This window comes from Actinoplanes sp. L3-i22, assembly GCF_019704555.1.
Taxonomy (GTDB): domain Bacteria; phylum Actinomycetota; class Actinomycetes; order Mycobacteriales; family Micromonosporaceae; genus Actinoplanes.
The window spans coordinates 165,001-191,488 of the sequence record NZ_AP024745.1 but is presented as its reverse complement, the minus strand read 5'-3'; the positions used below and the strand labels follow the sequence as shown (position 1 = coordinate 191,488).

The following is a 26,488-nucleotide window of genomic DNA, read 5'->3' as shown; positions in this document are numbered from 1 at the left end:
TCAGCCCTCCTTGATCCCTTCCAGGAAGCCGTCGGCGAGGACGTGGCCCCGCACCGCGGCCAGGACGGCCGGCCACCCGGGCAGCTCCTGGGCGGCGGGAATGGCCTGGTCCAGGGCGTACAGGTGGAAACCGTACCGATGCACGCCGTGACCGGGCAGCGGCCGCGGCCCGAAGTAGCCGACCCGGCCGCGTTCGCCCGGCACGAAGCGGACCTCCGGGTTGCCCGGCTTCATCGCGCCCTCGGCCAGGCTGGTCAGGCCGGCCGGGAGCAGGGCGATCGTGTGCAGCGCTGGCCGCTTCATCGGCACGTCGATGTCCTCCAGCACAAACAGCAGCTGGGCGGTGCCGGCCGGGACGCCACTCCAGGTCAGCTCGGGTGCGACGTTCGGCCCGAGGTCCAGCGAGCAGTGCTTGTCGGGGATCGTGCCACCGGCCTCGAACGCCGCCGACCGCAGGTCGATCGCGCGCGGCGCGGCCAGCTCGGGCGCGTGCCGGACGCTGAGCGCCTCGTCCGGCCGCCTGTTGCGCAGCATCCGGCCGAGCGGGGTGACGAGAGTGACGAGCAGGCTCACGGGACGATCTCCGATCGGCGGGCAATTTGCTTAGTAATACTGTAGATCTATTTAGTTATACTCAGCAACTGTGGGTGGGGAGCAGGAAGTCAGCGAACTGGGTGCCGAGCTGCGGACGGCGATCGCCCGGATCTACCGGCGGTTCCGGTCCGAGCGGGCCGCGGGCGAGCTGGGTGAGGCCGCGCTGTCCGTGCTGATCAGCCTGCACAAGCAGGGCACGCTCACGCTGACCGAGCTCAGCGACCTGGACCGGGTCACGGCCGGCTCGATGAGCCAGACCATCACCCGGCTCGCCACGGACGGCCTGATCCAGCGCCGCCGGGACACCGCCGATGGCCGCCGCATGCTGATCGAGCTCACCCCGGAGGGCGAGCGGATCGCGATCGCCGCGCGCGCCCACCAGCACACCTGGATGAACGCGCGGCTGGCCGAGTTCAGCGACGACGAGCGCGCGGTGCTCCGGGAAGCGGCCGCGTTGATGCGCCGCGTGGCCGACGACTAGAACAGGTCCCGAGGCTCGGCCATCTCGATCTCGGCGGCCAGCGCGGGCGGCGCCGACACCACCACGACCCGGCCGCCGCGGGCCAGCAGCACCTGCTCCACCCCGTCGACGATGTCGGTCACCCGGCGGGCCGGGAGCCCGGCCGGCAGGACCGCGTGGACCGTGCCCAGCCCGGCCGACCCGCGCAACGGCACCGGCGCGCCGCACAGATCCCGCAGCGCGTAGGTGACCGCCTGCAACCCCTCCGGCTGAACCGAAATGCGCACCGCGATGTCCCCGGAGCGAAATGGATACCGCCCCCACCAGGGCGGACCCTGCTCGACCTGGACGGTTTCCGGGCCCCAGACCTGAGCCAGCTTCGCCGAGCGGGCGTCCACCGCGTCGGCGTCGCCCTCCAGCAGCACGGCCACCGTGCCCTCGGCCGCGCCCGGCAGGTCCACCTCGATCGCGCTCGGCTCGAGGCTCTGCGCCACCGCCTGCTCGACCAGCTCGGCGACCCCGGCCGGGGTCCGCACCGAGCGGCCCACCCAGCGGCGCGCCGACGGCAGCGGATGGACCCGCAGCACCGCTGAGGTGATCACGCCGTCGATCTCGGCGATCCCGGGGCGGCCGTCCTCACCGTCGGTCTCCAGCTCGGTGCCGGCCGCCGCCGCGTACGTCACGCGCTCGGTCTGGGCCGCCGGGCTGCCGAACCGGTGGGCGAGCGGGCCGGCCTCGTTGACCGCGAGCATCCCGCCGACCGTGGCGCCGGGTGACGGCGGATCCACCGCCAGCCGCTTACCCTGCAGCGCCAGCGCGGCCTGGACGGCGTTGACCGGCGTGCCGGCCGCCACCGTCGCGCTGGCGCCCTGGTGGTGCCACATGCCGTTGAGGCGGCCGGTGTCGACGATGATGTCCAGCCCGGCCGGGGGCGTACCCCAGCTGATTTTGCTGCCGGAACCGCGCGCCCGGACGCTGAGCCCGCCCTCCGCCGCGAGTCGCAGCGCAGCCGCGGCGGCCGGCCCGGTGGCCGGCACCGCCACGAAGCCGGCGCGCTGCCCGACCACCTGGTCCACCGACCGCGCCTGCCGCGCGAAGCCGGGACCACAGATGTCCACGAGCGCATCGAGAAGGGAATCCGTCACGCCGAAGCCTCCCCATCAGACCGGAGCGCTAGATCGCGAACTCGGAAGATCGTCCACTCTGGCACATCGTACACATGTTCGAATGGGCGAGGTCCAGCGGAGTAACAAACTCATCCGGCACCGGTCCACCGGTAACGTGGTTCCGGTGACGACCGAATCGCCCGCCGGCCCACCGGCGGCCCGCCAGGACCCCTCCGAGCGCACTCATCACGGCGACACCGTCACCGATGAATACGCCTGGCTCATGAACAAAGAGGATCCGGCGACGATCGCCTACCTGGAGGCGGAGAACGCGTGGACCGATACGGCCACCGCGCACCTCGCCGACCTACGCGAAAAATTGTTCCAGGAGATCAAGGGCCGCACCCAGGAGACCGACCTGTCGGTCCCCAGCCGCAAGGGCGGGTTCTGGTATTACACCCGCACCCAGGAGGGCCAGCAGTACGGCATCCAGTGCCGGGTCCCGGTCCGCCCGGGCGAGGCCGACCCGCCGATGGGCGACGAGCGCCCCGGCGAGGAGGTGCTGCTCGACGGCAACGTGCTGGCCGAGGGGAAGGATTTCTTCGCGCTCGGCACGTTCGACGTCAGCCCGGACGGGAACTGGCTGGCCTACTCGACCGACTTCGAGGGCGACGAGCGCTTCACCCTGCGGATCAAGGACTTGCGCACCGGTGAGGTGCTGATCGACGAGGTGCCGGACACGTTCTACGGCAGCGCCTGGTCGGCCGACGGCAGCGTGCTCTTCTACATCACGGTCGACGAGGCCTGGCGCCCCGACCGGGTGCACCGGCACGTGGTCGGCGAGCCCGCCCGTGAGGACGCGGTCGTCTACCACGAGGCCGACGAGCGTTTCTGGGTCGGTGTCGACCTCACCCGCAGCGAGAAGTTCATCGTGATCGACGCCCAGAGCAAGATCACTTCCGAGGTACGGGTCATCCCCGCCGACGCCCCGACCAGCGATCCCGTGCTGATCGCCGAGCGCCGCCAGGGTGTGGAGTACCAGATCGAGCACCACGGTCACCGGTTCCTGATCCTGCACAACCGGGACGCCGAGGACTTCGCGCTCGCCTACACCTCGGTCGACGCCCCGGGCGACTGGGTCGAGCTGGTCGCGCACCAGCCCGGCACCCGGCTCGAGTCGGTCGACGCGTTCGCCCGGCACATCGTGATCTCGCTGCGCACCGACGGCCTGACCGGCCTGCGGGTGATGTGCGACGGCAGCACCGACGCGTACGACATGGAGTTCCCCGAGCCGCTCTACAGCGTCGGCCTCAGCGGCAACCCGGAGTACGACACCGCCGCGGTCCGGATCACCTACACGTCCCTGGTCGTCCCGGACTCGGTCTACGACGTCGACCTGGTCACCCGCACGATGACGCTGCGCAAGCGCAAGCCGGTGCTGGGCGGTTACGACCCGGCGGACTACGAGCAGTTCCGCGAGTGGGCGCCGGCCGCGGACGGCACCCGCATCCCGGTGTCGATCGTGGTGCGCAAGGGCGTCGTGCGGGACGGTTCGGCGCCGGCGGTGCTCTACGGCTACGGGTCGTACGAGCACAGCATCGACCCGTACTTCTCGATCGCCCGTCTCTCGCTCCTCGACCGGGGTGTGGTCTTCGCGATCGCGCACATCCGCGGCGGCGGCGAGATGGGCCGGCGGTGGTACGAGGACGGCAAGATGCTGGCCAAGAAGAACACCTTCACCGACTTCGTCGCGGCCGCCGAGGCCCTCATCCGCAACCGCTGGACCAGCGCCGACCGCCTGGTCGCCCGCGGCGGTTCGGCCGGTGGCCTGCTGATGGGCGCGGTCGCGAACCTGGCGCCGGAGTCGTTCGCCGGCATCGTCGCCGAGGTCCCGTTCGTCGACCCGCTGACCTCGATCCTCGACCCGTCCCTGCCGCTCACCGTCACCGAGTGGGAGGAGTGGGGCAACCCGCTGGAGTCGGCGGAGGTCTACGCGTACATGAAGTCGTACAGCCCGTACGAGAACGTCGCGAAGCTGCCGTACTCGAAGATTCTCGCGGTGACCAGCCTCAACGACACCCGCGTGCTCTACCACGAGCCGGCCAAGTGGATCGCCCGGCTGCGCGCCGTGGTCCCGGAGGGTCAGTTCCTCCTGAAGACCGAGATGGGCGCCGGGCACGCCGGCCCGAGCGGCCGTTACGACTCGTGGAAGGAAGAGGCCTTCGTCCTGGCCTGGATCCTGGACACGGCGGGCGCGGCCTGATCCGCGACCTCGGCAGTCGTCCGGGTCCCCCGCGCGGGGGACCCGGATTGCCCACCCGAGGGTGACTATCAAAACTGTCGATCTCCCTAGTGTTCTTTCTGTCGGCGCGGGACGTTCCCGCAGCTCACAGAGGAGGACACGATGAGCAACGAGACCGCTGCGGCAGTACCCACCCGGTCCGGACCGCCGCGCTGGCTGCGTCCGCTCGGCGCCCGGCTGGCATTCCTGCTCGTCGTCTTCGTGGCCTTCGAGGCGATCTTCACCCCGCTGCTGACGACGGCCGCGCGGAACCCGGTGACCGGCATCCTGGCGGGCGTGGCCACGATGGGGGCGGCCCTCTTCGCGTACGCCAAATTGGTTTCCTGGTTGGAAGAACGCCGCACCCCCGAGATCAGCCGGACCACGCTGCGCCCCCAACTGATCCGCGGCACCCTGATCGGCGTCGGGCTGTTCTGCGCCACGCTGGCCCTGATGTTCATGACCAACGCCTACCGGCTGCACGGCGGCGGCTCGTTCTGGCACATGGTCGGGACGTTCGGCATGATGCTCGGCGTCGCCACCATCGAGGAACTGCTGTTCCGCGGCGTGCTGTTCCGCATCGTCGAGGAGCGCTGGGGCAGCCTGGTCGCCCTGATCACCTCCGGGGTCGTCTTCGGCGGCCTGCACCTGCTCAACCCGGCCGCCACCATCTGGGGCGCGGTGGCCATCGCGATCGAGGGCGGCCTGCTGGCCGGCGCCGCCTACGCCGCCACCCGCAGCCTGTGGCTGCCGATCGGCATCCACCTGGGCTGGAACTTCGCCGAGTCGGGCATCTTCGGCGCGACGGTCTCCGGATCCGACACGACCGTCGGCGGCCTGTTCACCGGGACCCCGCACGGCCTGGACATCTTCAGCGGCGGCGCCTTCGGCCCGGAGGCCAGCATCTGGGCCGTCCTGGTCGGCGGGATCGCCGCCTACCTCCTGGTCCGCAAGGCCCGCAAGCAGGGCAACTGGCGCTGAGCCCGGAACCACGAAGCCGCCCCGCATCGGTTGATGCGGGGCGGCTTCTACGCATGTCGGGTCAGTCGTCGGTCCGGCCGTTGACCCGCCACAGCCGGACCCGGCTGTCCCCGCCGGCCGTGATCAACCGGGTGCCGCCCAGGGCGAAACGCAGCGCCCAGACCGGCTTGGTGTGCCCGGTCAGCGGCCGGCCCACCGGGCTTCCGGTGGCGGTGTCCCACAGTCGTACCGTCTCGTCGTCACTGCCGGTGGCCAGCAGTTTTCCGTTCGGGCTGAACCGCATCGCGCGGACCGGCCCGGTGTGGCCGGTGAGCGGCGCGGTCGCCGGGCGGCCGGTCGCGGTGTTCCACAGCCGGACCGTGTTGTCGCCGCCGGACGAGGTGGCCAGCAGCGTGCCGTCCGGGCTGAAGGTGAGCGCGAAGACCGGGCCGACGTTGCCGGTGATCGGCTGGCCGGAGGGGGCGGCGGTGGCCGCGTCCCAGAGCCGCACCACGTTGCCGCTGTCCGAGGTGCCGAGGAGATCGCCGCGCGGGGTGAAGCTCACCGCGTAGACCGGGCCGGAGCGGGCGGCCAGCGGCTCCCCGATCGGCCGGCCGGTGGCGGTCCGCCACAACCGCACGGTGTCGTCGGCGCCGGCGGTCGCGAGGGTCTCGCCGTCCGGGCTGAACACGACCTTGCCGACCGACCCGACGTGCCCGGTCAACACACGCACCGGGTCCCCGGTGGCCGCACTCCACAGCCGGACGGTGCCGTCGGCGCCGGCGCTGGCCACCAGCTTTCCGTTCGGGCTGAAGGTCACCGAGCGCACCGGGCCGACGTGGCCGGCCAGCGGCGATCCGGACCGCGTCCCGGCGGCGGCGTCCCACAGCGACACCTCACGGCCGTCGGCCACCGCCAGCAGGGTGCCGTCCGGGCTGTACTCGACGGAACGGATCGGGCCGATGCGGCTGGCCAGCACCGGGCCGGCCGGCCGGGCGGTGGTGACGCTCCACTGGCGGACCGAGCCGTGGCTGACGGTCGCGAACACCTTCCCGTCCGGGCGGACGGCGATGATCCCGGCCGCGCCGGGCACGACCTTCTGCTGCGCGACGAGCTCTGGGGTGGGTCGGGTGCCGGTGCCCGCTGCGGTGGTGGCGGCGAGTCCGAGCAGCCCGATCACGGCCACGGCAACGGCCCGGCCGACGCGTCGCCGACGGCCACCTACCAGAGAGTCTGTAGTCATTTACGCACGGTAACTACGGCATCAACCCGTTTTCCGACCTATTCGCCGCGTTTCATCCACCCGGGTCATCCGTTGTCGTCGCGGCGTGGAGGATCTCACCCGCGTCGATCCCGGCGCTGTGACCGGGTCAGCCGGCGCGGAGCTCTTCCAGGTCGGTGCTTGACCGCAGCACCATCATCCCGACCCCGACCACCAGCAGCATCGCCAGCAGCGCACCCCCGCCGAGCAGCGCCAGCGACCCGACCGGCACCGGGATCTGCCATGTCACCAGCGGATCCACGATCGTCCGCTTGGCGCAGGCCGCGTAGTCCGGCGCGTTCGGATCGACGCACACCTGGTAGGGATCGCCCCCGCCCACCCGCACCGAGGTCCGCACGGTCCGCATCAGCGCGCCGCCGGACAGCAGCGCCAGCAGCACGGCCGGCACGAGCGGTGCGAAGGTCACCCAGAACAGCATCGCCCCGAGCTGACGGCGGGGCACGCCGCCGGCCGTCATCGCGGCGTAGGTGCGGCGCCGCGCGACAATCCCTTCGACAAAGGTGACCAGCACCCCGGCCGCCGCGATGAGCAGGGCGATCGTCACCGCCGCCATCACCAGCCGGACCGCCCCGTAGTAGAACTCCGGGTCCTCCGGCGGCCCGTAACTGCTGCCCAGCGGGTCGACGAGCGCGTTGAACCGCGCCTGGGCGTCGAACTCGCCGCCGAGATCGGCCCGGAACCCGAGCGCGCCGGCCCCGAACACCACTGCCGCGAGCATCGCCCCGAGCGTGCGGCTGCCGTTCCACGGGTCGGCCATCAGCCGGGCGCCGGCCAGCAGGGTCACCGCGCCACGTCCGTACCGTCGCAGCAGTTGCCCTGTGGTGTAGGAGATCCAACCGGTGCCGGCGACCACTCCGACCATCACGAACAGCACGCCGAAGCCCATCAGCGCGAGCGACGTCCACTCCAGTGGCCGCCAGTGGCGCGGCACCAGGTCCAGCGTCTTCGGCGCGAAGAGCACGAGTCCGATCACGATCAGCACACCGGGCCAGGGTCGCGGCCCGCGTTCGCGGAGCCGTCGCACGACGCCGAGCGGCGTGACCACCACCCGGCGCATCAGCAGCAGCCCGATCAGCCCGGACAGGGCCGGGACCAGCAAAAGAGCCAAGATCAAGATCAACGGATTCGGCAGTACGTCGGTAGGCAGCAGAAGTTTCCCGCCCGCGTTCCGTCGTTCGAGCGCCACGCGCAGCACCAGGTACAGACCGAACCCGATCACCGATCCGAGCAGGCTGGCCGCCGCGGTCTCCGCCCCGGCGATCACCACGGTCTGACCCGGCGTGGCCCCGGCCAGCCGGAGCGCCGCCAGCCGCCGGTCCCGGGCCGGCGCCCCGAGCCGGATGCACTGCCCGGCGAGCGCGAGCACCGGCAGCGCCAGCACGGCCAGCGCGAAGATCACCCCGGGCCGCAGCCCGGCCTCGACGAGCAGCGGACTCGCGTACTGCCCGGAGCCGGGCGCCAGGATCTCACCGGCTTCCAGCCCGCCGGCCGGGTCCCGCATCCAGTACCCGCCGTGGATCGCCGCGACGGTCGCCGCCGAGAGCAGCGCCAGCGCCGCGAGCATCCCGCTGCCGGCGGTCAGCACGGTCCGCAGCCGATCGGTCCGGTTGCCGGCCAGACTGAGCCGGATCAGCGTGCCCGGCCTCATCCGAAGATCCCGATCCCGCTCGGGTCGACAGCGCCGTCCCGCAGGACGATCTCCCGGTCCGCGTACGCCGCGATCGGCGCCTCGTGCGTCACCAGCACCACCGAGCTGCCCTGCTCGCGCACCGCCTGGACCATCGCGGCCATCACCTGCTCGCCGTTGAGCTGGTCCAGCGCGCCGGTCGGCTCGTCCGCGAAGATCACTCGCGGGCCGGTGACCAGGGCCCGGGCCGCCGCGCAGCGCTGCTGCTGGCCGCCGGACATCGCGCCGGGCCGGCTGTCCGCCAGGTCGGCGACGCCGAACCGGTCGAGCCAGCCGACCGCCGCGTCCCGCGCGTCTCGCCGCCCCGAACCGGCGAGAAGCAGGGGAAGCGCGACGTTCTCGGCCGCGGTCAGCTCCGGCACCAGCTGCCCGAACTGGAAGAGCACGCCGAACTCGGTGCGCCGCAGCCGGGACCGGGACGCCTCGGACCAGAGGTTGAGGTCCTGCTCGCGGTAGACGATCGTGCCGGCGTCGGCGCGCAGGATGCCGGCCAGGCAGTGCAGCAGCGTGGACTTGCCGCAGCCGCTGGGGCCGGTGATCGCCACGATCTCACCCTCGGCGACGGTGAAGTCCACCCCGCGCAGGGCCGGCGTGTTCCCATAGCTCTTCGTAATGCCTGTGCCAGTAAGAACTGCCGTGCTCATGCGGTCACTTCCTTCTGCAGCTCGGCGACCCGCGACATGGTCGTCTGCAACCAGCGCAGGTCGGCGTCGAGGTGCCCGATCGCGTAATCCGCCGCGACGATGTCGCCGACGGACGCCCCGGGCCTGGTCTTGATCGCGGTCAGCTCACGCATCCGGGTCACGTGCGCGGCCCGCTGCGCGGTCAGATAGTCGGTGGTCTGTTCGATCCCGGCGACGAGCAGCGCGACCACGACCTTGCTGAAGAGCGTGGACGCGACGTACGGCGCGGGCGGCTCCACCTCGGTCAGCCACCCGGCCAGCCGCTCCCGGCCGAGGTCGGTCAACTGATACGACGTCCGCTCCGGCCCGGCGTCCTGATCCTGGCCGGACTGAGTGACCATGCCGTCCCGCTCCAGCCGCCCGAGCGTGGCGTAGACCTGCCCGTACGCCAGCGGCTTCGCCTGCGGCAGGCGGTCGTCGTGCGCCCGTTTCAGGTCATACCCGTGCCGGGGGCCGCCGGCCAGCAACCCGAGCAGGACGTGTGCGGTGGACATGGCGGCTACTATTCACCGAGTGAATAGCCACCGTCAAGCCCGGTCTTGCCCGCCGCGCCTTCATTGCCCTGGGCGGCGACACCGTCTCACCGGCAACGTCGACATCCCGGTGCCGGCCGCCCAGTATCTGGTCGGCGACGGCTACCTGGTCCGGCACGACGCCGGCAGCGGTGACCTGCTGCGATACGACCTGACCGGGGGCGTTGCCGGGCCGGCGGTCACGCTCGGCACCCTGGCTCACGGCACCCTGGCCGACGACCGCAACATCACCTGGGCCGTCGACAGGTACAGCGGCGACGTCGCCTATGCCGACGCCGCGAACAACGTGCACCTGGTCGACGCCGGTGTCGTCCGCAGCCCGGCCACGGTCGTCAGCTCCAGCACCAACACGGACGGGACGTACCCCGACGACACGATCCGCTGGCACCAGACCTTCCAGCTGAGCCACCCGATCGCGTCGTGGAGCGCGACCTTCGCCCCGGTCGGCGTCGGCCCGGTCGTCGCGACGGTGACCGGCGGCCCGGTGGACCGGTCGGCCGTGGTCGGCTGGAACGGCTACCAGCCGGACGGCAAGCCGGCCCCGTCCGGCCTCTACCGGATCACGCTCAGCACCACCGCCGCGGAGGGCGGCACCGCTGTCGCCGGCACGGCGACCGTGCTGCTCTGGCACGGCCAGGCGAAACTGCACAGCTACAGCGACGACGGCATGCCGGCGCTGCTCGGCGTAGGAACGCCGGACCTAGATGCGGCGGAGCGCGACCACCGCGATGTCGTCGGCCTGGTCGCCGGAGCCGCCGAGCTGCGTGAGCAGCCGGCTGCAGAAGGCGTCCAGGTCCGGCTCGACCTCGGCGGCGCACGCGGCCAGTGCCCGCAGCCCGTCGTCGATGTCCGCGTCGCGGCGCTCGATCAGCCCGTCGGTGTAGAGCACCAGCGTGCCCCCGCGCGGCAGTTCGAGCTCCTGCTCGGCGCGGGCCGGCGCGTCCAGGCCGAGCAGCGCGCCACGCGGCTTCAGGTAGTGCACCTCGCCGTCGACGTGCAGCAGCGGCGGCAGGTGGCCGGCCGACGCCATCCGGATCCGGCCGGTCGCCGGGTCCAGCGTGAACAGGCACAACGTCGCGGAGTCGGTGGGCAGGACGGTCCGCATGAACCGGTTGGCCAGTTCGAGCACGGCGCCCGGCGAATGCCCCTCGACCGCGTACGCCCGGACCGCGTGCCGCAGCTCGGCCATCACCGTGGCCGCGTGCAGCGAGTGCCCGGCCACGTCCCCGATCGCCACCAGCAGCTTGCCGTCCAGCACGGTCAGCTCGTAGAAGTCGCCGCCGACCTCGGTCTGCGCGCCGGCCGGCTCGTACCGCACGGCCAGCTCGATGCCCGGCACCTCGGGCAGCCGCGACTGCAGCAGGCTGCGCTGCAGGGTGACCGCGATCCGGTGCTCCTCGTCGAACGACCGCTGTGCCTCGACCGCGGCCGCGACCGCCTGGGACAGCTGCCGCAGCACCGGGAAGCCGGGCGTCTGCGAGCTGCCGGAGACCGCGACGTAGACCGGCGGCCGGTCGACCCGCAACCGGGCGGCGGCGACCGCGACGGTTTCCCCCGCCGGCCACTCGACGACGTCCCAATCAGCCGTTTCGTCCGTTCGCACCAAAGACCCCACCGCTACGCGGTGACGAGGAACAGCCCATTTGCGTACGACCGGGGGCGGCCCCGCCGCGGCCAGACTCTCCCCCTCGGACGTCTCGGCGACCACCACGACCGGCCCGCCGAAGATGTCCGCGGCCCCGAGCGCGGCCGCTTCCAGCAGCTCGGGCAGCGTCGACGCCGAGTTGATCGCCAGCGTGGTCTCGGCCAGCCGGACCATCCGCGCGGCGAGCAGCTCGGCCCGCTGGCGCGCCCGGTAGTAGCGGAGCACCGCCTGCGCGGTCGCGATCAGCTCGTCCGGCTCGATCGGCTCGACCAGGTACGCGTCCGCGCCCCGGTTCAGGCCCTGGGTCCGGTCGTTCACATCCACGGCGTGGGCGGACACGTGGATGACGGGGAGAACGCCGTACCGCGAATCGGTCTTGATTCTCTCGCAGACCTCGAAACCGCTCATGTCCGGCAACTTCACGTCCAGCACGACGAGGTCGGCCTCGATGTCGTCCTCGGCCAGCTTGCGCAGCGCCTCGCCGCCGGTCTCCGCCTCGACGACGCTGAACCCGGCCCGGGTCAGCCAGCTCACCAGCAGGTACCGCTTGGTGGCGCTGTCGTCGACGACCAGGACAGTGGCCTTCCCGGGGCTCGTGGGCCGCTCCGGACGGGCAAATTCGGTCATGACGGGTCGACCGGCAGCTGAAGGGTGAACGTGCTGCCCTCGCCGGGGACCGAGTCCACCCGCAGGCCGCCGCCCAGGATTCCGGCCAGCCGGCGCGCGTAGGGCAGGCCCAGGCCGGTGCCCCGGCCGCTGATCGGCTTGCTCCCGGGCACCTGATAGAACTCCTCGAAGACACGTTCGTGCAGTTCAGGTGGGATGCCGGTGCCGGTGTCCGCGACCACGAACTCGAGCTCGGCGCCGGCCCGGCGCACGCTCAGCCGGACCGAGCCGGCCTCGGTGAACTTCAGCGCGTTGGTCAGCAGGTTACGCAGCACCTGGGCGAGCAGCACCTCGTCCGAGCGCATGCTCAGCACCGCTGGCTCGTCCACCACGAACTCCACCTCGGGTCGGGTCGCCAGCGGCCGGAGCGTGCCCCGGAGCTGCCCGAACATCGCCTTGAGGTCGACGTCGGACCAGTTCGGCTCAAGCCGGCCGGCCTCCGCCTTGGCCAGGTCGAGCAGGCCGTTGACCAGGGTCAGCAGGTCGGTCGCCGAGCCGCGGATCAGCTCCACCTGGCGGCTCTGCTCCTCGGTGAGGTCGTCCGACGAGGAGTCGGTGATCAGCCGCCCGAGCCCGATGATCGCGGTGACCGGGGCGCGCAGCTCGTGGCTGACGTTGGCCAGGAACCGGCTCTTCGCCTCGCTGGCCGCCCGCAGCTGCACGGACTTCTCGTCCAGCTCGGCGTAGAGCGCGACCACGCCGCGATTGGTCTCCTCCAGCTCGTCGGAGAGCTGGTGGTAGAGGGCCATCACGCCGCGGTTCGTCTCCTCCAGCTCGGCGTTCAGCCGAGCCAGGTCGTCACGCTGCGCGCGCACCTCGTCCAGTGCGACGATGAGCTGCTGGTTCTGCACCGCGAGCTCGTCCAGGGGGCTGCCCGGCACGTGTTCGGCCAGGCCGGCGCGTATCTCGTCCATTCGGGTCGGTGTCAGGACCGGGGCGCCGAGCGGTAGGCGCCGTGCCATCCGGACCGTCGTACCCACACCCTCATCGTCGACCTCCATCGTGTCGACCAGACGGCCGACCAGCTGCAACTGCTCGGCCAGACGGGATGTCCCGCCCTTCGCCGAATGCGCCATTGTCACCTGAAGGCTTGGTACCCCGTACGGGTCGACCGCGAACGTGACGTCGGTTTCCGGACCGGTCGCCAGCAGCACCCGGCAGACCTCACTCAGCGCGGTCGCCACCCGGGTCTGGTCCTGCGTCTCCAGACCGACCGCCCGGGCCACCTCGCGGCCGAGCTGCCGCACCGCGAAAATGTCCTGCTCAACCCGCAGGCGCGTGCGCATCAGCAGCTCGGTACCGGTCACGGCAACCGGGCCACGAGAACGCCGGCGTCGTCCCGGCGGGTTCCGGCGTCGCGCAGCACGGTGCCGGCGATCAACTCGATCGAGCGGGTCAGCAGCCCCGGGTACTCCGCCGGGTTCCACCGGTCGACCAGGCCGTCGCTGTGCATCACCACGATCGAGCCGGGAAGCATGGGGTAGTCGTACTCCCGGATCTGGCGGCGCTGGTGCCCGGCGATGCCCGGCATCGAGATCATGCCGCGCCGGGTGCCGTCCGGGCCGAACACCGTCCCGGAGATGTTGCCCAGCCCGGCGTAGCGGACCACACCGGCCACCGGGTCGAGCTCGGCGACGGCGAGCGCGGCCCCCCGGGTGTGCCCGAGCGTCCGGTGCAGCGCCTCGACCACCGCGGCCGGCGGCGCCGCCGGAGTCTGCCGGAACACCCGGACCGCCTCGTGCGACGCGGCCGCGGCCAGCCCGCCGTGCCCCAGACCGTCGCTGACCAGCATCTGGTGCCGGCCGTCCACCTCGCGGCTGGCGACCGCGTCGCCGCTCACCGTCTCGCCGGTGATCGGCCGGGTCAGGCCGGCCGCCCAGTCCGGCGCGGGCGCGGGCCCCGGCCACACCTGCATGGACAGAACGGTGCCCTTGCCGGGCAGCGAGTAGATGTCCCAGCGGCTGGCCTGGCGCAGGATCGCGCCGAGGCCGATACCCAGGGTGCCGGCGGTGGAGTGCCCGTCGCCCAGCGCGTGCGCCACGTCGGCGATCCCCGGCCCGCTGTCGATGGCGATCATCTCGACGCCGGCCTGCTCCGCGGTACGGATCGTGCGGACCAGCATGGTGCCCTGCTGAGCATGTTTGACCAGGTTGCCCGCCGCTTCCGCGGCGACGATCGCGAGGTCCGCGATCCGCTTCTCCGGCATCGCGAGGTCAGCGGCGAGACGCTCGGCGGTACGGCGGACAGCCGCGGCCGTCCCGGCGGCTTCCACCCGGAACCAGACCCCTTCATCGAGGAGTCCTTCGGGTAGGGACGCCACCGTTCCTCCGCTCATCGGCACCATTTGGTGATCGTGATCGTCGTGCCCTGACCGGGCGCGGTGTCGATAGCGAACTCGTCGACCAGCCGGCGGGCACCACTCAAGCCCAGACCCAGGCCCCCGCCGGTGGTGTAGCCGTCGGTGAGCGCCAGGTCGAGGTCCGCGATACCCGGTCCCTGGTCGGCGAAAACGATGCGGATCCCGTTCCGGATCTCGTTGCGCACCCGGGTCACGTCGACGGTGCCACCGCCGCCGTAGACCAGGGTGTTCCGAGCCAGCTCACTGGCCGCGGTGACCAGCTTGGTCTGGTCGACCAGGGAGAGCTTGGCGTCCACCGCGACGGTGCGTACCAACTGCCGGACCCGCACCACGTCCTGGTCGGTGACGACCGGGACCTGCCGGCTCTCCCCGTTCACGGCGCGAGTACCGCTGCCGGGTCGGCCTCATCCTCGTCGTCGGCGAACTCGAAATCGGTCTCGGCGCGGTGGCGGGCCAGCAGCTCGATGCCGAGATCGACGTTGAGCGCGGTCCGGATCCCCGGCAGCGAGAGTCCCAGCTCGACCAGGGTGATCGCCACCGCCGGCCGCATGCCGACCACCACGGTCTCGGCGTCCAGCACCCGGGAGACCGACGCGATGGTGGCCAGGGTCCGGCCGACGAACGAGTCGACGATGTCGAGCGCGCTGATGTCGATGATCACACCGTGGCAGCCGGTGCCCACGATCTTGTCGGCCAGGTCCTCCTGCAGCTGCAGGGCGACCTGGTCCTCCATGTCGATCTGGATGGAGACCAGGAGGATGTCGCCGATCTTCAGGACCGGGACACGTTCCACGTCAGTGCTCCGTCCGCTTGGCCTGGCTGCCCCGGTAGTTCTTCTGGCCGAGGACGTAGCGCAGCGCGTCGGCCAGCGAGGCCTTGGTCGCGATGTCGCCGAACTCGATGCCGAGCGCGACGATGGTCTGCGCGATCTGCGGCCGGATCCCGGAGATGATGCAGTCGGCGCCCATCAGCCGGGCCGCCACCACGGTCTTCAGGATGTGCTGGGCGACCTGGGTGTCGACCGCCGGGACACCGGTGATGTCGATGATCGCGTACGGCGAGCCGGTGTCCACCAGCGTCTGCAGCAGGCGCTCCATCACCACCTGGGCGCGGGCCGAGTCGAGGGTGCCGACCAGCGGAACGGCCACCACACCCTCCCACAGCTTGACCACCGGCGTGGAGAGCTCCAGCAGCTGCTCGGCCTGGTCGGCGATCAGGGCCTCACGGACCCGGACGTACGCGTCGAAGGTGAACAGCGCGGCCCGGTCGACGAAGCCGGAGAAGGCCACGAAGTCCCGCAGGATCCGCGAGTCGCTGGTGTCACCGATCACCTCGAGGACCGCGTCCTTGAAGGAGAAGACGCTGATCGCGGTCTCGTTCGCGGAGAAGCCCTGCCGAGCCCGATTGTTCGACAGCTCGCTGAGCTGCGCGCGGAGCTCGCCGGCCTCCTCGTCGACCAGGTCCCGGGCACCGCCGGCGAACGCCTGCTGGAAGCCCTTCTGCAGGTCACGGGTCTGCCGCTCCAACTCGGGCCGGCTCATCCTCCCCTGCAACCCGGCGCCGATCAGCTCGGCCCACCGGGCGGAAAGCCCGTCGGCGTGCTCCTTGAGCAGGTCCGCTAAGCGGCCTGCCTCATCCGGACCCAGCGCCACCGCTGCCGCCTCCCCCACCACCGCACGATCCCTGCACAACGGCCGGACTTTACCATCAGGATGTCCGTTAATTGCTGTAGACCAAGTAACGGGCAGGGTCAAGACCTTCATCCCAGCGCGCGCATCCCCTGGGTACGTGGAGTACCGTTCAGCAAATAACAGGAGGTCCCGGAATGTCCTTGACGGTGCAGACCGAACAGCGCGGCGACATGGTCGTCGTGTCGGTGGCGGGCGAGCTCGACATGGCCACCGCCCCGCAACTGCAGGACCAGATCAGCGACCTGCTGGAGAAGGGCCGGACCCGTCTGGTCTTCAACCTGGCCGAGGTCTCGTTCTGCGACTCGACCGGCCTGTCCGTTTTCGTCCGTGCGAAGAACAGCACCGACGACGCCGGCGGCACGGTCCGGCTGGCCGCACCGCAGCGCGGTGTGCTCCGCATCCTCGAGGTGAGCGGCCTGGTCGAGGTGCTGCACACCTACCCCACGGTGGACGAGGCGGTCAGCGCCGAGGAACCGGCGCTCGACTGAGGCCCGGCGTTTCGACGCGGACACCGGTCGGCGCGTAGTTTGTCGCCGACCGGCAACGGGAACCCGATGCCGGATTCGTTCCCGGCCTCCAGGAGTTGCTCGTGGGCAAAATGTTCCAAGGCTTCAAAGACTTCATCATGCGCGGCAACGTCGTCGACCTGGCGGTCGGTGTCGTCATCGGTGCCGCGTTCACCACGGTGGTCACCAGCCTCACCAACGGCTTCCTCAAGCCGCTGATCCAGGTGATGAGCGGTGGCACCGGTCTCTCCGCCGGGAAGTTCTACATCCGCAAGGTGGAGTTCGACTACGCCACCTTCATCAACTCGGTCATCACCTTCCTGCTGACCGCCGCGGTCCTCTACTTCCTGGTCGTCTACCCGCTGAACAAGCTGGCCGAGCGTCGTCGCCGCGGCGAGGAGCCCCCGCCGAAGTCGCCCAGCGAAGAGGTCAAGCTGCTCACCGAGATCCGGGACGCGCTGGTCGCCCAGAGCGCCGGCGCGGGTGCCACCGCCCCGGGGCACGTGTACGGGAGCGCGGTGGACGACGTCCTGCAGCGCCGCCAGGAACCGCCTCGCTGACACACCCTGAAAAAGATCGGCCCTCCCGGCACCGTTCGAACACATGTTCGATACAGTGCCGGGATGGAGCAGCGTAAGCACTGGTGGAACGGCAAGTGGGGACGTCTCGCACGGAAGGACGTCTACCTCCGCACCAGCGGTGACCAGTGGTATGTCGAGCAGCGCGCCGGCGGCTCCGACGGCACTTCGCACTTCTTCGAGTTCGACAGCGAGGACTCCGCGCTCAACCTGATCCGCGCCCTGCTCAACGGGCCGGACGAATGGCGCGAGCTCTCCGTCCGCCCGCCGCGCTGAAGCTCCACCCGCCGCGCTGAAGCCCTGCCCGCCGAGTGAAGCCCCGCCCGCCGCGTGAAGCCCCGCCGGCCCGCTGAAGCTCGGCCCCGGTTGATCAGGCGGCCCGATGCTCCTTGCCACTGTCGGCGTCGTGGTGGGCGGTGAGCGGCCCACCCGGCGGGACCAGCCGCAGCCCCGGCCGCCGCTTGACGACCGGCTCGTCCTCCTCGGCCGCCCCGTCGAAGCGCCACCCGGCCCCGACCCGCGCCCCCGGCGGCCGCACCGACCCGCCGACCCCCCGGGACAGCGCCACCACCAGCAGATACCCGACGATCACGAAGCCGTGCCCGACCAGCCGGGCCACGTCCACCCGGCCACCGGTGAGATCGTTGAACGAGAGCAGCAGCAGCATCCCGACGAACGCGGTGAGCATCGGCACCAGCCCGACCGGCCGGGTCCGCCGCAGCGCGATGAACAGGTATCCGGCGCCGACCGCGACATTCCACGCGGCCGACTCGTTCCAGATGTGCCCCGCCGCCGCGGACGACCCGACGTGCACATGCGCTCCGGAGCCGCCGCCGATCTGCGCCAGCCCCAGGATGATCTGCACCGCGCCGACCAGCGCGAGCGCCACCCAGAGCAGGGCCTCGACCGGCACCCGGCGCCGCCAGGACGCCCGGACCGGCCGCGCCGGACGCTCCGGAAGCGCGGCCAGGATCGCCGCGCTGAGGTCCGGCACCTCCGGCACCCGCCCGGTACGCGTCAGCCGGTTGACCGCCGCGGCCGCGTCCAGCCAATCCCGGCACCCCGCGCAGCCGGCCAGGTGCTCGTCGACCAGCGGCCGCAGGGCCGGGTCGTCCTCACCGTCCAGCTGCGCCGACAGGATCTCGCGCCACCGTTCACACGCCATGCACCCATAGTCGCGCGAGATCGCCTCATGGTTCCCGGCCGCCCCGGCTGGTTCCCGGCGGCCCGGCCGGTTCCGGTCGGCTCAGTGCATCTCGGGGCCGCGCCCGACCTCGATCTCGTGACTGTGGCCGAGCAACCGCCGCCGTTCCCGGAAAGCCCGCAGGTTGGCGGTGTTCCCACAGGTGCTCACGTCGTGCCAGACACCGCTGTTGTTCCGCGAGGTGTCGAAGAACGCCGCCCGGCAGATCGCGTTGTGACAGAGCTTGAGCCGCGGCCAGGCCCCGGCCTGCTGGGCAAGCAGCGCCTCGGCCCACAGCGCGGAGGCCAGCCACCGGGTGCCCCGGCCGGCCGGCACCACCCGGACCCAGCCGGCCGCGTCCGGCGCGAGACTGACCTGCACGTCGGCCGGCGGCATCGAGCCGGGCGGCTCCTGGTTCGACCCGGCGAGGACAACCTGCTCGAAGGCGGAGCGCAGCCGGCGCAACGACCGCAGATCGGTGGCCGAGAGCAGCAGCGTCGGGGCCGGGAGGCCGGAGACCCGGGACCACATGCCCAGCGCGTCGGTCACCCACCACTGGGCATCCTCGACAAGCCCGAGCAGGTCGGGACCGTAGGACATCGCCGCGCGGGTGTTCAGCAACTCCTGAACCAGAGCGAAGCCGCCGGGCGCCTCCCGCACGCCGTGACGAGCGCTCGCCTTCCACGACATAGCCGAAGAGTACTTGACTCTTTTTCACGGCCACTGTCCACAGGCTCGAAGATCACCCACTCGGACGGGTGGACGATCGGGCATCATCGGTGAAGGTGGTGAATGGGTCTCTACACTGGCCCGTCCTGTCACAGCGCGGTCCGGTCAACAGTGCGGGAGGCCTGCAGTGCGGAGAGTTCTGGCAGTCGCGGTCGCCGCGGTGACCGCCCTGACCCTGGCCACCGGGTGCGACTCCGACTCCGGCTCGCCGAGCGCGCAGGGCACCCCCACCGCCGTGCCGTCGTCGCAGCCGGGCGCGCCCGAGTCGCCCACCGCGTCGGGCCGGCCGTCCGCGCCGCCCTCGGCCCCCGGCCCCTCGCCCTCGACGCCGCCGCGCAAGCTCAAGGTCGGCGCCAAGGGCCCCGACGTGCTCGCCGTCCAGCAGCGGCTGACCGAGCTGGGCTATTGGAACGGGACGGCCGACGGCAAGTTCGGCGGCACCACCCAGCAGGCGGTCTTCGCGTTGCAGAAAGCCGCCGGCATCGGCCGCGACGGCACGATCGGCCCGAAGACGTACGCGGCTCTGGACGCCGGCGTCCGGCCGAAGGCGAAGTCGACGAGCGGCCGGGTCGTCGAGATCAGCCTGACGAAGCAGTTGCTGATGCTCGTCGACGACGGCCGGATCGCGCAGGTCTTCAACACCTCGACCGGGTCGAACGAGCACTATCAGCAGGAGGGCGAGACCTACCTGGCCGACACCCCGCCCGGCCGGTTCACCGTCGGCCGGCAGATCGACGGCTGGCGGGACGCGCCGCTCGGCCTGCTCTGGCGGCCGAAGTACTTCAACGGCGGCATCGCGGTGCACGGGGCGAACAGCGTTCCGCCCTACCCGGCCTCACACGGCTGCGCCCGGGTGTCGATCGCCGCGATGAACTGGCTGTGGAAGAACGACGCGCTCCCGCTGAAGACCAAGGTCTGGGTCTACTGACCGCACGGAATGCGGAACGCCCCGCCCGGGGAGAGAACCCGGGTCGGGGCGTTCTGCGTTCGAGGAGCCTTGTCGCGTACGGGAAAAGCGGGTTTCAGATCTTTTCCAGGTGGAGGCTGCGCCAGTCGATAAATTTGAAGTTCGTGCTGGTCCGGCCCTCGTCGGGGACGTTCTCGCCGTCGTGGACGACCAGCAGGCCCTTCGGGTAACCGGGGAGCGCGACCGAGGTGGCCGCGGCGCCGTCGGAGTGCTGGACGCCGTCGATCACCGGGCCGTCGGTGACGGTGAACAGCGTGACCGGCTTGTTGGTACGGCGGTCGAAGACATAGAACCGGCTGTCGCCCTGGCTGGAGACGATCACGTAGCCGTCCCGCTTGCCGGTCGAGTAGATCGTGGCGCCCTCGACGTCCGCGGCGATCCGGCCGCCGACGCCCGGGTCGGCCCCGGCCTGGTCGCACTCCTCGGTCTCGGCGTTCCAGGTGGCCGGCACGCCGAACTCCTTGGTCCGCTCGACGATCCGCGGGATGCTGCTGAACGTGCCGCCGGCCAGGTTGATCCGCCAGAGCGCGACGTCCTCCTGCGCGGCGTAGAGCACGCCCGCCTCGGCGTCCACCACCATGCCCTCGACCTGCGGACCCTCACCCGGCTCCGCGCACGGTGACCAGGTGCCGCCGTTCGGCAGGCGGAACGAGCTCGGCAGGTCCAGCGTGTCCGAGGTGCGGTAGGTGACCTTGCCGTGCTTCTCCTCCAGCCGGAAGATGCCCAGCCGGGTGCTGTGCCGGCGGCTGACCACCGCGTACCGGTCATAGGTGGCCAGGCCGTAGCCGGTGGCCTGCTCCTCGACCTCGGCCTCGTTCTTCGAGAAGAGGAACGGCACGTCGGCCGAGGTCACGTCGGTCAGCCCGGCCGCGGTGATCCGGTAGATGCGCAGCTTGTCCAGGCCGCGGTCGGTGACGACGGCCAGGTCGACGCGCTGGCCGCCGAGCTTGAAGCCGGAGATGAGGTCGACGTTGTTGAAGCGTCCGCCGTCCGGCGTCGCGATCGTCTGCACCTCGCGCCCGGTCAGGTCGTACACCCGCAGGCCACCGTTCTTGGCGGTGCCGATCACCAGGCTGCGGGCCCGGTTCGCCTGGTTGACCCAGATCGCCGGATCGTCGGCGTCGGCATCCCCACCGGCCTCGTCGTCGTACAGGGCCGGGGTCTCGAACTTCGCGGTTATCTCGCGTGTCGGCCGCTCGGAGGCGAATGCCGGCACGCCGGCGGCCAGGGTGGTCAGTGCCACGAGCGCGGCGATTCCGGAAGTGCGTTGCATGGAACGGAAGGATTCCTGATCCACCTGTCCATCGGATGGCTGGAGACTGAACAGGTCACCGATCCGTTACCCAGCCGTTACAAGAATCCCAGAACTAGCGCCGCGAACGCCGCATCGCACCTAATGACAGCGACACAGTGAGCTTGAAAGAGGAACAGCGATGCGACGCATGATCACGGTTCTGGCGACCATCACCGCCGGCCTGACCCTGATGACCGGCTGCGGCGACAAGGTGCAGCACGTGGCCGGTGACGCGGCGCCGGTGGGCGGGATCGTCCCGGCCACCTCGACGCCCGCCAGTGCGCCCACCACCGCGCCCGCGGCGAGCTCCGCCCCCGCCTCGAAGCCGACGTCCCCCGCCGCCACCGTCAAGGCGCCCACCACGCAGCTCGTCCTCGGCCCGTCCGGGCTGGGCCCGCTCAAACTCGGGCTGACGTTCCGCGACGCGATGAAGAGTGGCCTGCTCACCGGCGGCTCGTCGACCAAGACGCCGACCGGCTGCAACTCGGAGTGGACGCCGAAGTCCGCGAAGGGCGCCGACGCCCACGTGTACTTCAACGGCGACAAGGGGCTGGTGGCGTTCACCGCTTACCCCGGGCTGGCCACCCCGGAGGGGATCAAGATCGGCAGCACGTTGAAGGCGGTCCTCAAGGCGTACCCGGACTGGAGCAGCATCTCCGACCCGGGGCTGGAGGGACGTGGCTCGGCGAAGGTCCCCGGCCACAGCGGCGCGGTCTACAACATCACGATCCAGAACGGCAAGGTCACCTACTACATGCTGCAGATGGAAGACCACGGCTGCTACGAGTGACCCAGCCGCAGGGTGCTGAGCACGCCGTCGGTGCGGTCGCCCCGCTGGTCCTGCCGGATCTGCAGGTAGACACCCCCGCCGTCAGGACCGCTGAGCAGCACGTCATCGAAGGACAGCTCGGTACCGCCACAGCCGGTCCAGCGCCGCACCAGCCCGGACAGCCCACCGACCGACACCCGGCGGTCGGGCTGCCGGACACAGCCGGCGTGCGTCGGCAGGGTGGCGGCGAACGGCTCCACGATCCACCGGCTGGCCCCGGCCAGCACCGCCGGCGACGTACCGGCCGGGTTGGCCAGATCGGCGCCCACCTGCAGCCCGGGTGACGGCGTACCGGCCGGCAGTCCGATCGCCGACGGGCTCCAGCCGCCATCGCGCAGCTGATGAGCCCACGAACGGGGGATGGCGATCGAGACGGCGCCGGTAGCGTCGCTCACCCGGGCCCAGCCGAGCGGGAGGCCACCGTCCTGGACCGCGGCCCCGCCGGCGGCCGCCAGGGCGGCGAGGGCCACCGCCGTACCGGCGAATCGGGTCACCCACCGCAACGGCCGCCGCCGCCCGGACAGATCCAGGGCCGAGGCGAACGCCTCGGCCGAAGGCCAGCGCCGCTTCCGGTCGGTGTCCAGCGCCCGGAGCACCGCCTGGTCGATCTGCCGGGGAATGCCCGGGCGCAACCTCGACGGGGCGACCCGCTTGGCCTCGAACGGGGTCTGCCCGGTCAGCATCTGATAGGTCATCGCGCCGATCGCGTGCACGTCGGCACGCACGTCCAGACCCCCGCCCGGCAGGCTCTGCTCCGGAGCCATGTAACCGGGGGTGCCGGCCACCACGGTGAAGCCGGAGGCGTGCGCGATCGCCTTGGCCAGCCCCAGATCCGCGACCAGGATGCGCTCCTGGCCGCGGACCGTCGTGAACAGCACGTTGGACGGCTTCAGATCGCGGTGCAGCACCCCGGACTCGTGCAGCACCGCCACCGCCGCGGCGATCGCGGTCGCGGTGCGGAGCGCGGCCCGCACCGACATCGGGCCGGCCGCCAGCCGATCCTCCAGGGTGCCGCCGGCCGCGTACGTCATCACCTGGTACGGCCGACCGTCCGGCAGCTCGCCGTAGTCGTGCACCCGGACCAGGTGCTCCGAGTCCACCCGGCGCAACACCTGAGCCTCCTGCTCGAAGCGGGCCCGGACGTCCGGGTGGTGCGCCCAGTTCTCGGCCAGCACCTTGATCGCGACCTGGGACTCGAGACTGGCGTCCTCGGCGAGCCACACCGTGGCGAACGCTCCCGAGCCGAGGCGTTGGGTGACTCGATATCGACCGATGCTGCTGGGAACTGGCACGTTCGTATTATGGGCATCACTACGACGGGGGAATGATCCACAGTGCAAGAAGAACTCGCGGTCCGGGCCGCGGCCGGTGACCGGGCCGCTCTCGAGACGCTGCTCGGCGAGATCCAGCCATCGGTGTTGCGCCGGTGCGCCCGGTTCCTGCCCTGCTACCAGGACGCCGAAGAGGCGTGTCAGGACGTGCTGCTCCAGGTGGCCCGCAACATCGGCTCCTTCGAGGGCCGCTCCAAGTTCAGCACCTGGCTGCACGTGATCATCGCGAACAGCTCGCGGCAGACGTACCGCTCGCTCAAGCGCCGGGCCGCCGAGCAGGCCCACGACGAGCCGCCGATCGACGTTCCGGACGCCCGCACCACCAGCGTGATCGCCGGCTCCCGGCTCGACCTGCTGGACGCCCTGGAGCGTCTGGAGGGCCGCCGCGCCGAGCTCGTCGCCCCGATGGTGCTGCGCGACATCTGCCAGCTGGACTACCGGGAGATCGCCGAACACCTGGGCATTCCCGAGGGCACCGTGAAGTCCCGGATCCATCTGGCGAGGGCCGACGTGCGGGAGTATCTGATCGCCGGCCGGTAACCGTTATTGAGAGGCGACCGCCGGACGGCGGGTGCATGATTGCGGAACGGATCCGGGTCGGTACGCTGGCATCCGGCGGGCCGCTAGCTCAATGGCAGAGCTGAGGACTTTTAATCCTTAGGTTCAGGGTTCGAGTCCCTGGCGGCCCACCGTTGACACAGGTCAGCGTCGGTTTTCCGGCGCTGACCTGTTCCGTTTCCAGCCCCCGGCGTCCCCTGTTCCGTTTCCGGTCCGGCGTCCTCCGCCGCCGGCCGCCGGCGCGCCCCTCCGTCGTTCCCGCGCAGGCCTCCTTATGTTCCGGCCCGCTGCTCCTGGCCGCGAACGTCGTCTCCGGCGCCGAAACGCGGCGATCACGACTCGCCAAGACCTTCAAAAGCAATTCAAACCCGCGATTGACGTACGGCATAAAGCCCCACAAACGCAAAACGCCCCGCCCCGAGATCTCCCCGGGACGGGGCGTTCCGTTTTACGCACATACGAAGAAGGGCCCACCCCGTGCGGGGTGGGCCCTTCTCAACGTTAAGTCCGGCGGCGTCCTACTCTCCCACACCCTCCCGAGTGCAGTACCATCGGCGCTGGAGGGCTTAGCTACCGGGTTCGGAATGTGACCGGGCGTTTCCCCTCCGCTATGACCACCGTAACAACGGTCAGCGGTAGAACAAACCAGCAACCCTCACGTCGAATCGTTCTCCGACGGTGTTGGGGTGGTTGTTCGTTTGCTGTGAATCACACAGTGGACGCAAGTAAAATGTTTAGGGTGGTTAAGCCCTCGGCCTATTAGTACCGGTCAACTCAACACGTTACCGTGCTTACATCTCCGGCCTATCAACCCAGTAGTCTAGCTGGGAGCCTTACCCACTCAAGGTGGTGGGATACCTCATCTCGAAGCAGGCTTCCCGCTTAGATGCTTTCAGCGGTTATCCCTTCCGAACGTAGCCAACCAGCCATGCTCCTGGCGGAACAACTGGCACACCAGAGGTTCGTCCGTCCCGGTCCTCTCGTACTAGGGACAGCCCTTCTCAAGTATCCAACGCGCACGGCGGATAGGGACCGAACTGTCTCACGACGTTCTAAACCCAGCTCGCGTACCGCTTTAATGGGCGAACAGCCCAACCCTTGGGACCTGCTACAGCCCCAGGATGCGACGAGCCGACATCGAGGTGCCAAACCATCCCGTCGATATGGACTCTTGGGGAAGATCAGCCTGTTATCCCCGGGGTACCTTTTATCCGTTGAGCGACACCGCTTCCACACGCAAGTGCCGGATCACTAGTCCCGACTTTCGTCCCTGCTCGACCCGTCAGTCTCACAGTCAAGCTCCCTTGTGCACTTACACTCAACACCTGATTGCCAACCAGGCTGAGGGAACCTTTGGGCGCCTCCGTTACCCTTTAGGAGGCAACCGCCCCAGTTAAACTACCCACCAGACACTGTCCCTCGACCCGATCAGGGCCGCAAGTTAGATACCCAAACCCAACAGAGTGGTATTTCAACAATGACTCCACCCGAACTGGCGTCCGAGCTTCACAGTCTCCCACCTATCCTACACAATCGAATTCAGATACCAATGTCAAGCTATAGTAAAGGTCCCGGGGTCTTTCCGTCCTGCCGCGCGTAACGAGCATCTTTACTCGTACTGCAATTTCGCCGGGCCTGTGGTTGAGACAGTGGGGAAGTCGTTACGCCATTCGTGCAGGTCGGAACTTACCCGACAAGGAATTTCGCTACCTTAGGATGGTTATAGTTACCACCGCCGTTTACTGGCGCTTAAGTTCTCCGCCTCGCCCCTAAGAGCTAACAGGTCCCCTTAACGTTCCAGCACCGGGCAGGCGTCAGTCCATATACATCGTCTTACGACTTGGCATGGACCTGTGTTTTTAGTAAACAGTCGCTTCCCCCTGCTCTCTGCGGCCATACCACGCTCCACCCGCAAGGGGCTTCACGCGTCCGGCCCCCCTTCTCCCTAAGTTACGGGGGCAATTTGCCGAGTTCCTTAACCACAGTTCACCCGTCGCCTCGGTATTCTCTACCTGACCACCTGTGTCGGTTTAGGGTACGGGCCGCTCGAAACATCGCTAGAGGCTTTTCTCGGCAGCATAGGATCAATGACTTCACCAGAACGGCTCGGCATCACGTCTCAGCCTTAATGCACCGCGGATTTGCCTACGGTACGGCCTACACGCTTACCCCGGCACAACCACCGGCCGGGATCATCTACCTTCCTGCGTCACCCCATCGCTAAACTACTACCAACCAGGGTCCTAGACTCCACACCCTTGGTCCGAAGACCGCCGGCGCTTTGCGTAGTTAGCATGGAAAGGTTCGTCTTGGGCGTTTCTTTGCGGGTACGGGAATATCAACCCGTTATCCATCGACTACGCCTCTCGGCCTCGCCTTAGGCCCCGACTCACCCAGGGCGGATTAGCCTGGCCCTGGAACCCTTGGTCATCCGGCGGAAGGGGTTCTCACCCTTCATTCGCTACTCATGCCTGCATTCTCACTCGTACAGCGTCCACGCCTGGATCACTCCGGCGCTTCACCCGCTGCACGACGCTCCCCTACCCATCCACACTTGCGTGTGAAT

General features: G+C 70.1%; 25 protein-coding genes, 1 tRNA gene and 2 rRNA genes (1 of these 28 cut by a window edge). 10 read left to right on the top strand and 18 right to left on the bottom strand.

What is annotated here, in order from left to right; translation table 11 throughout:
• Entirely contained in the window at positions 1 to 573 is a 573-nt protein-coding gene (locus L3i22_RS00895) for a YbhB/YbcL family Raf kinase inhibitor-like protein (RefSeq protein WP_221325108.1), read from the bottom strand.
• Between the two features lie 70 nt (positions 574 to 643).
• Here L3i22_RS00895 and L3i22_RS00890 point away from each other — a divergent pair, with 70 nt between their 5' ends.
• Entirely contained in the window at positions 644 to 1,075 is a 432-nt protein-coding gene (locus L3i22_RS00890; RefSeq protein ID WP_221325107.1) for a MarR family winged helix-turn-helix transcriptional regulator, read from the top strand.
• On the opposite strand, the gene L3i22_RS00885 is transcribed toward L3i22_RS00890, so the two are convergent.
• Positions 1,072 to 2,199: an FAD-binding oxidoreductase gene (locus L3i22_RS00885; RefSeq protein WP_221325106.1), complete on the bottom strand. Its 1,128-nt coding sequence runs from the start codon at positions 2,197 to 2,199 to the stop codon at positions 1,072 to 1,074. The two genes, L3i22_RS00890 and L3i22_RS00885, sit on opposite strands and share 4 nt — an antisense overlap.
• 145 nt (positions 2,200 to 2,344) lie before the next feature.
• Between L3i22_RS00885 and L3i22_RS00880 the strand changes: the two genes are divergently transcribed.
• Both L3i22_RS00880 and L3i22_RS00875 read left to right on the top strand, forming a co-directional pair.
• Positions 2,345 to 4,423, top strand: a complete 2,079-nt coding sequence (locus tag L3i22_RS00880) for a S9 family peptidase (RefSeq protein ID WP_221325105.1) — start codon at positions 2,345 to 2,347, stop codon at positions 4,421 to 4,423.
• A gap of 141 nt (positions 4,424 to 4,564) precedes the next feature.
• Complete coding sequence (locus tag L3i22_RS00875; protein ID WP_221325104.1) at positions 4,565 to 5,422, top strand: CPBP family intramembrane glutamic endopeptidase; 858 nt, start codon at positions 4,565 to 4,567, stop codon at positions 5,420 to 5,422.
• A 61-nt stretch (positions 5,423 to 5,483) separates the two neighbouring features.
• Here L3i22_RS00875 and L3i22_RS00870 read toward each other — a convergent pair whose 3' ends face one another.
• The 10 genes from L3i22_RS00870 to L3i22_RS00825 all read right to left on the bottom strand — a co-directional run bounded on the left by L3i22_RS00870 (position 5,484) and on the right by L3i22_RS00825 (position 15,908).
• Positions 5,484 to 6,644 carry a WD40 repeat domain-containing protein gene (locus L3i22_RS00870; protein WP_221325103.1) on the bottom strand — a complete coding sequence of 387 codons (1,161 nt, stop codon included), beginning with the start codon at positions 6,642 to 6,644 and terminating at the stop codon, positions 5,484 to 5,486.
• 127 nt (positions 6,645 to 6,771) lie between these two features.
• Complete coding sequence (locus L3i22_RS00865) at positions 6,772 to 8,331, bottom strand: FtsX-like permease family protein (RefSeq protein ID WP_221325102.1); 1,560 nt, start codon at positions 8,329 to 8,331, stop codon at positions 6,772 to 6,774.
• Entirely contained in the window at positions 8,328 to 9,014 is a 687-nt protein-coding gene (locus tag L3i22_RS00860; protein WP_221325101.1) for an ABC transporter ATP-binding protein, read from the bottom strand. The genes L3i22_RS00865 and L3i22_RS00860 overlap by 4 nt, the downstream gene beginning before the upstream one ends.
• On the bottom strand, positions 9,011 to 9,547 hold the full coding sequence (locus L3i22_RS00855) for a PadR family transcriptional regulator (RefSeq protein WP_221325100.1): 537 nt from the start codon (positions 9,545 to 9,547) through the stop codon (positions 9,011 to 9,013). The genes L3i22_RS00860 and L3i22_RS00855 overlap by 4 nt, the downstream gene beginning before the upstream one ends.
• Positions 9,548 to 10,286: 739 nt before the next feature.
• Entirely contained in the window at positions 10,287 to 11,858 is a 1,572-nt protein-coding gene (locus L3i22_RS00850; protein WP_221325099.1) for a SpoIIE family protein phosphatase, read from the bottom strand.
• A complete protein-coding gene (locus L3i22_RS00845) occupies positions 11,855 to 13,183 on the bottom strand; it encodes a sensor histidine kinase (RefSeq protein ID WP_221325098.1) in 1,329 nt (442 codons plus the stop codon). The genes L3i22_RS00850 and L3i22_RS00845 overlap by 4 nt, the downstream gene beginning before the upstream one ends.
• Positions 13,184 to 13,200: 17 nt before the next feature.
• A complete protein-coding gene (locus L3i22_RS00840; RefSeq protein ID WP_370644338.1) occupies positions 13,201 to 14,241 on the bottom strand; it encodes a SpoIIE family protein phosphatase in 1,041 nt (346 codons plus the stop codon).
• The gene (locus L3i22_RS00835; RefSeq protein WP_221325096.1) at positions 14,229 to 14,633 is read right to left on the bottom strand and encodes an ATP-binding protein; all 405 of its coding nucleotides are present in this window, start codon (positions 14,631 to 14,633) and stop codon (positions 14,229 to 14,231) included. Before L3i22_RS00835 ends, L3i22_RS00840 begins: the two co-directional genes overlap by 13 nt.
• Positions 14,630 to 15,049, bottom strand: coding sequence for an STAS domain-containing protein (locus L3i22_RS00830; protein ID WP_221325095.1), 420 nt, complete (start codon positions 15,047 to 15,049; stop codon positions 14,630 to 14,632). Before L3i22_RS00830 ends, L3i22_RS00835 begins: the two co-directional genes overlap by 4 nt.
• A gap of 1 nt (position 15,050) precedes the next feature.
• On the bottom strand, positions 15,051 to 15,908 hold the full coding sequence (locus L3i22_RS00825) for an STAS domain-containing protein (protein ID WP_221329729.1): 858 nt from the start codon (positions 15,906 to 15,908) through the stop codon (positions 15,051 to 15,053).
• A 173-nt stretch (positions 15,909 to 16,081) separates the two neighbouring features.
• Here L3i22_RS00825 and L3i22_RS00820 point away from each other — a divergent pair, with 173 nt between their 5' ends.
• The 3 genes from L3i22_RS00820 to L3i22_RS00810 all read left to right on the top strand — a co-directional run bounded on the left by L3i22_RS00820 (position 16,082) and on the right by L3i22_RS00810 (position 17,307).
• Positions 16,082 to 16,435 carry an anti-sigma factor antagonist gene (locus L3i22_RS00820; protein ID WP_221325094.1) on the top strand — a complete coding sequence of 118 codons (354 nt, stop codon included), beginning with the start codon at positions 16,082 to 16,084 and terminating at the stop codon, positions 16,433 to 16,435.
• Between the two features lie 110 nt (positions 16,436 to 16,545).
• On the top strand, positions 16,546 to 17,013 hold the full coding sequence (mscL, locus tag L3i22_RS00815) for a large conductance mechanosensitive channel protein MscL (protein WP_221329728.1): 468 nt from the start codon (positions 16,546 to 16,548) through the stop codon (positions 17,011 to 17,013).
• A gap of 63 nt (positions 17,014 to 17,076) precedes the next feature.
• Positions 17,077 to 17,307: a hypothetical protein gene (locus tag L3i22_RS00810; RefSeq protein WP_221325093.1), complete on the top strand. Its 231-nt coding sequence runs from the start codon at positions 17,077 to 17,079 to the stop codon at positions 17,305 to 17,307.
• A gap of 94 nt (positions 17,308 to 17,401) precedes the next feature.
• Here L3i22_RS00810 and L3i22_RS00805 read toward each other — a convergent pair whose 3' ends face one another.
• Complete coding sequence (locus tag L3i22_RS00805; protein WP_221325092.1) at positions 17,402 to 18,196, bottom strand: zf-HC2 domain-containing protein; 795 nt, start codon at positions 18,194 to 18,196, stop codon at positions 17,402 to 17,404.
• Between the two features lie 81 nt (positions 18,197 to 18,277).
• Entirely contained in the window at positions 18,278 to 18,904 is a 627-nt protein-coding gene (locus L3i22_RS00800) for a CGNR zinc finger domain-containing protein (protein WP_221325091.1), read from the bottom strand.
• A 166-nt stretch (positions 18,905 to 19,070) separates the two neighbouring features.
• Between L3i22_RS00800 and L3i22_RS00795 the strand changes: the two genes are divergently transcribed.
• Positions 19,071 to 19,871 carry a L,D-transpeptidase family protein gene (locus tag L3i22_RS00795; RefSeq protein ID WP_221325090.1) on the top strand — a complete coding sequence of 267 codons (801 nt, stop codon included), beginning with the start codon at positions 19,071 to 19,073 and terminating at the stop codon, positions 19,869 to 19,871.
• A gap of 94 nt (positions 19,872 to 19,965) precedes the next feature.
• On the opposite strand, the gene L3i22_RS00790 is transcribed toward L3i22_RS00795, so the two are convergent.
• Positions 19,966 to 21,183 carry a phytase gene (locus L3i22_RS00790; protein WP_221325089.1) on the bottom strand — a complete coding sequence of 406 codons (1,218 nt, stop codon included), beginning with the start codon at positions 21,181 to 21,183 and terminating at the stop codon, positions 19,966 to 19,968.
• A gap of 169 nt (positions 21,184 to 21,352) precedes the next feature.
• Between L3i22_RS00790 and L3i22_RS00785 the strand changes: the two genes are divergently transcribed.
• The gene (locus L3i22_RS00785; protein ID WP_221325088.1) at positions 21,353 to 21,994 is read left to right on the top strand and encodes a hypothetical protein; all 642 of its coding nucleotides are present in this window, start codon (positions 21,353 to 21,355) and stop codon (positions 21,992 to 21,994) included.
• Here the strand turns inward: L3i22_RS00785 and L3i22_RS00780 are convergent.
• Positions 21,985 to 23,325 (bottom strand): serine/threonine-protein kinase, encoded by a 1,341-nt coding sequence (locus L3i22_RS00780; protein WP_221325087.1) that lies wholly within the window; start codon positions 23,323 to 23,325, stop codon positions 21,985 to 21,987. The genes L3i22_RS00785 and L3i22_RS00780 overlap by 10 nt on opposite strands.
• A gap of 42 nt (positions 23,326 to 23,367) precedes the next feature.
• On the opposite strand from L3i22_RS00780, the gene L3i22_RS00775 reads away from it, so the two are divergent.
• Both L3i22_RS00775 and L3i22_RS00770 read left to right on the top strand, forming a co-directional pair.
• Positions 23,368 to 23,904: an RNA polymerase sigma factor gene (locus L3i22_RS00775; protein WP_221325086.1), complete on the top strand. Its 537-nt coding sequence runs from the start codon at positions 23,368 to 23,370 to the stop codon at positions 23,902 to 23,904.
• A 77-nt stretch (positions 23,905 to 23,981) separates the two neighbouring features.
• Positions 23,982 to 24,053, top strand: a tRNA-Lys gene (locus L3i22_RS00770).
• A 374-nt stretch (positions 24,054 to 24,427) separates the two neighbouring features.
• Here L3i22_RS00770 and rrf read toward each other — a convergent pair.
• Positions 24,428 to 24,544: ribosomal RNA gene (rrf, locus tag L3i22_RS00765) — 5S ribosomal RNA — on the bottom strand.
• Positions 24,545 to 24,661: 117 nt separating this feature from the next.
• A 23S ribosomal RNA gene (locus L3i22_RS00760) occupies positions 24,662 to 26,488 on the bottom strand (it continues 1,254 nt past the right edge of the window).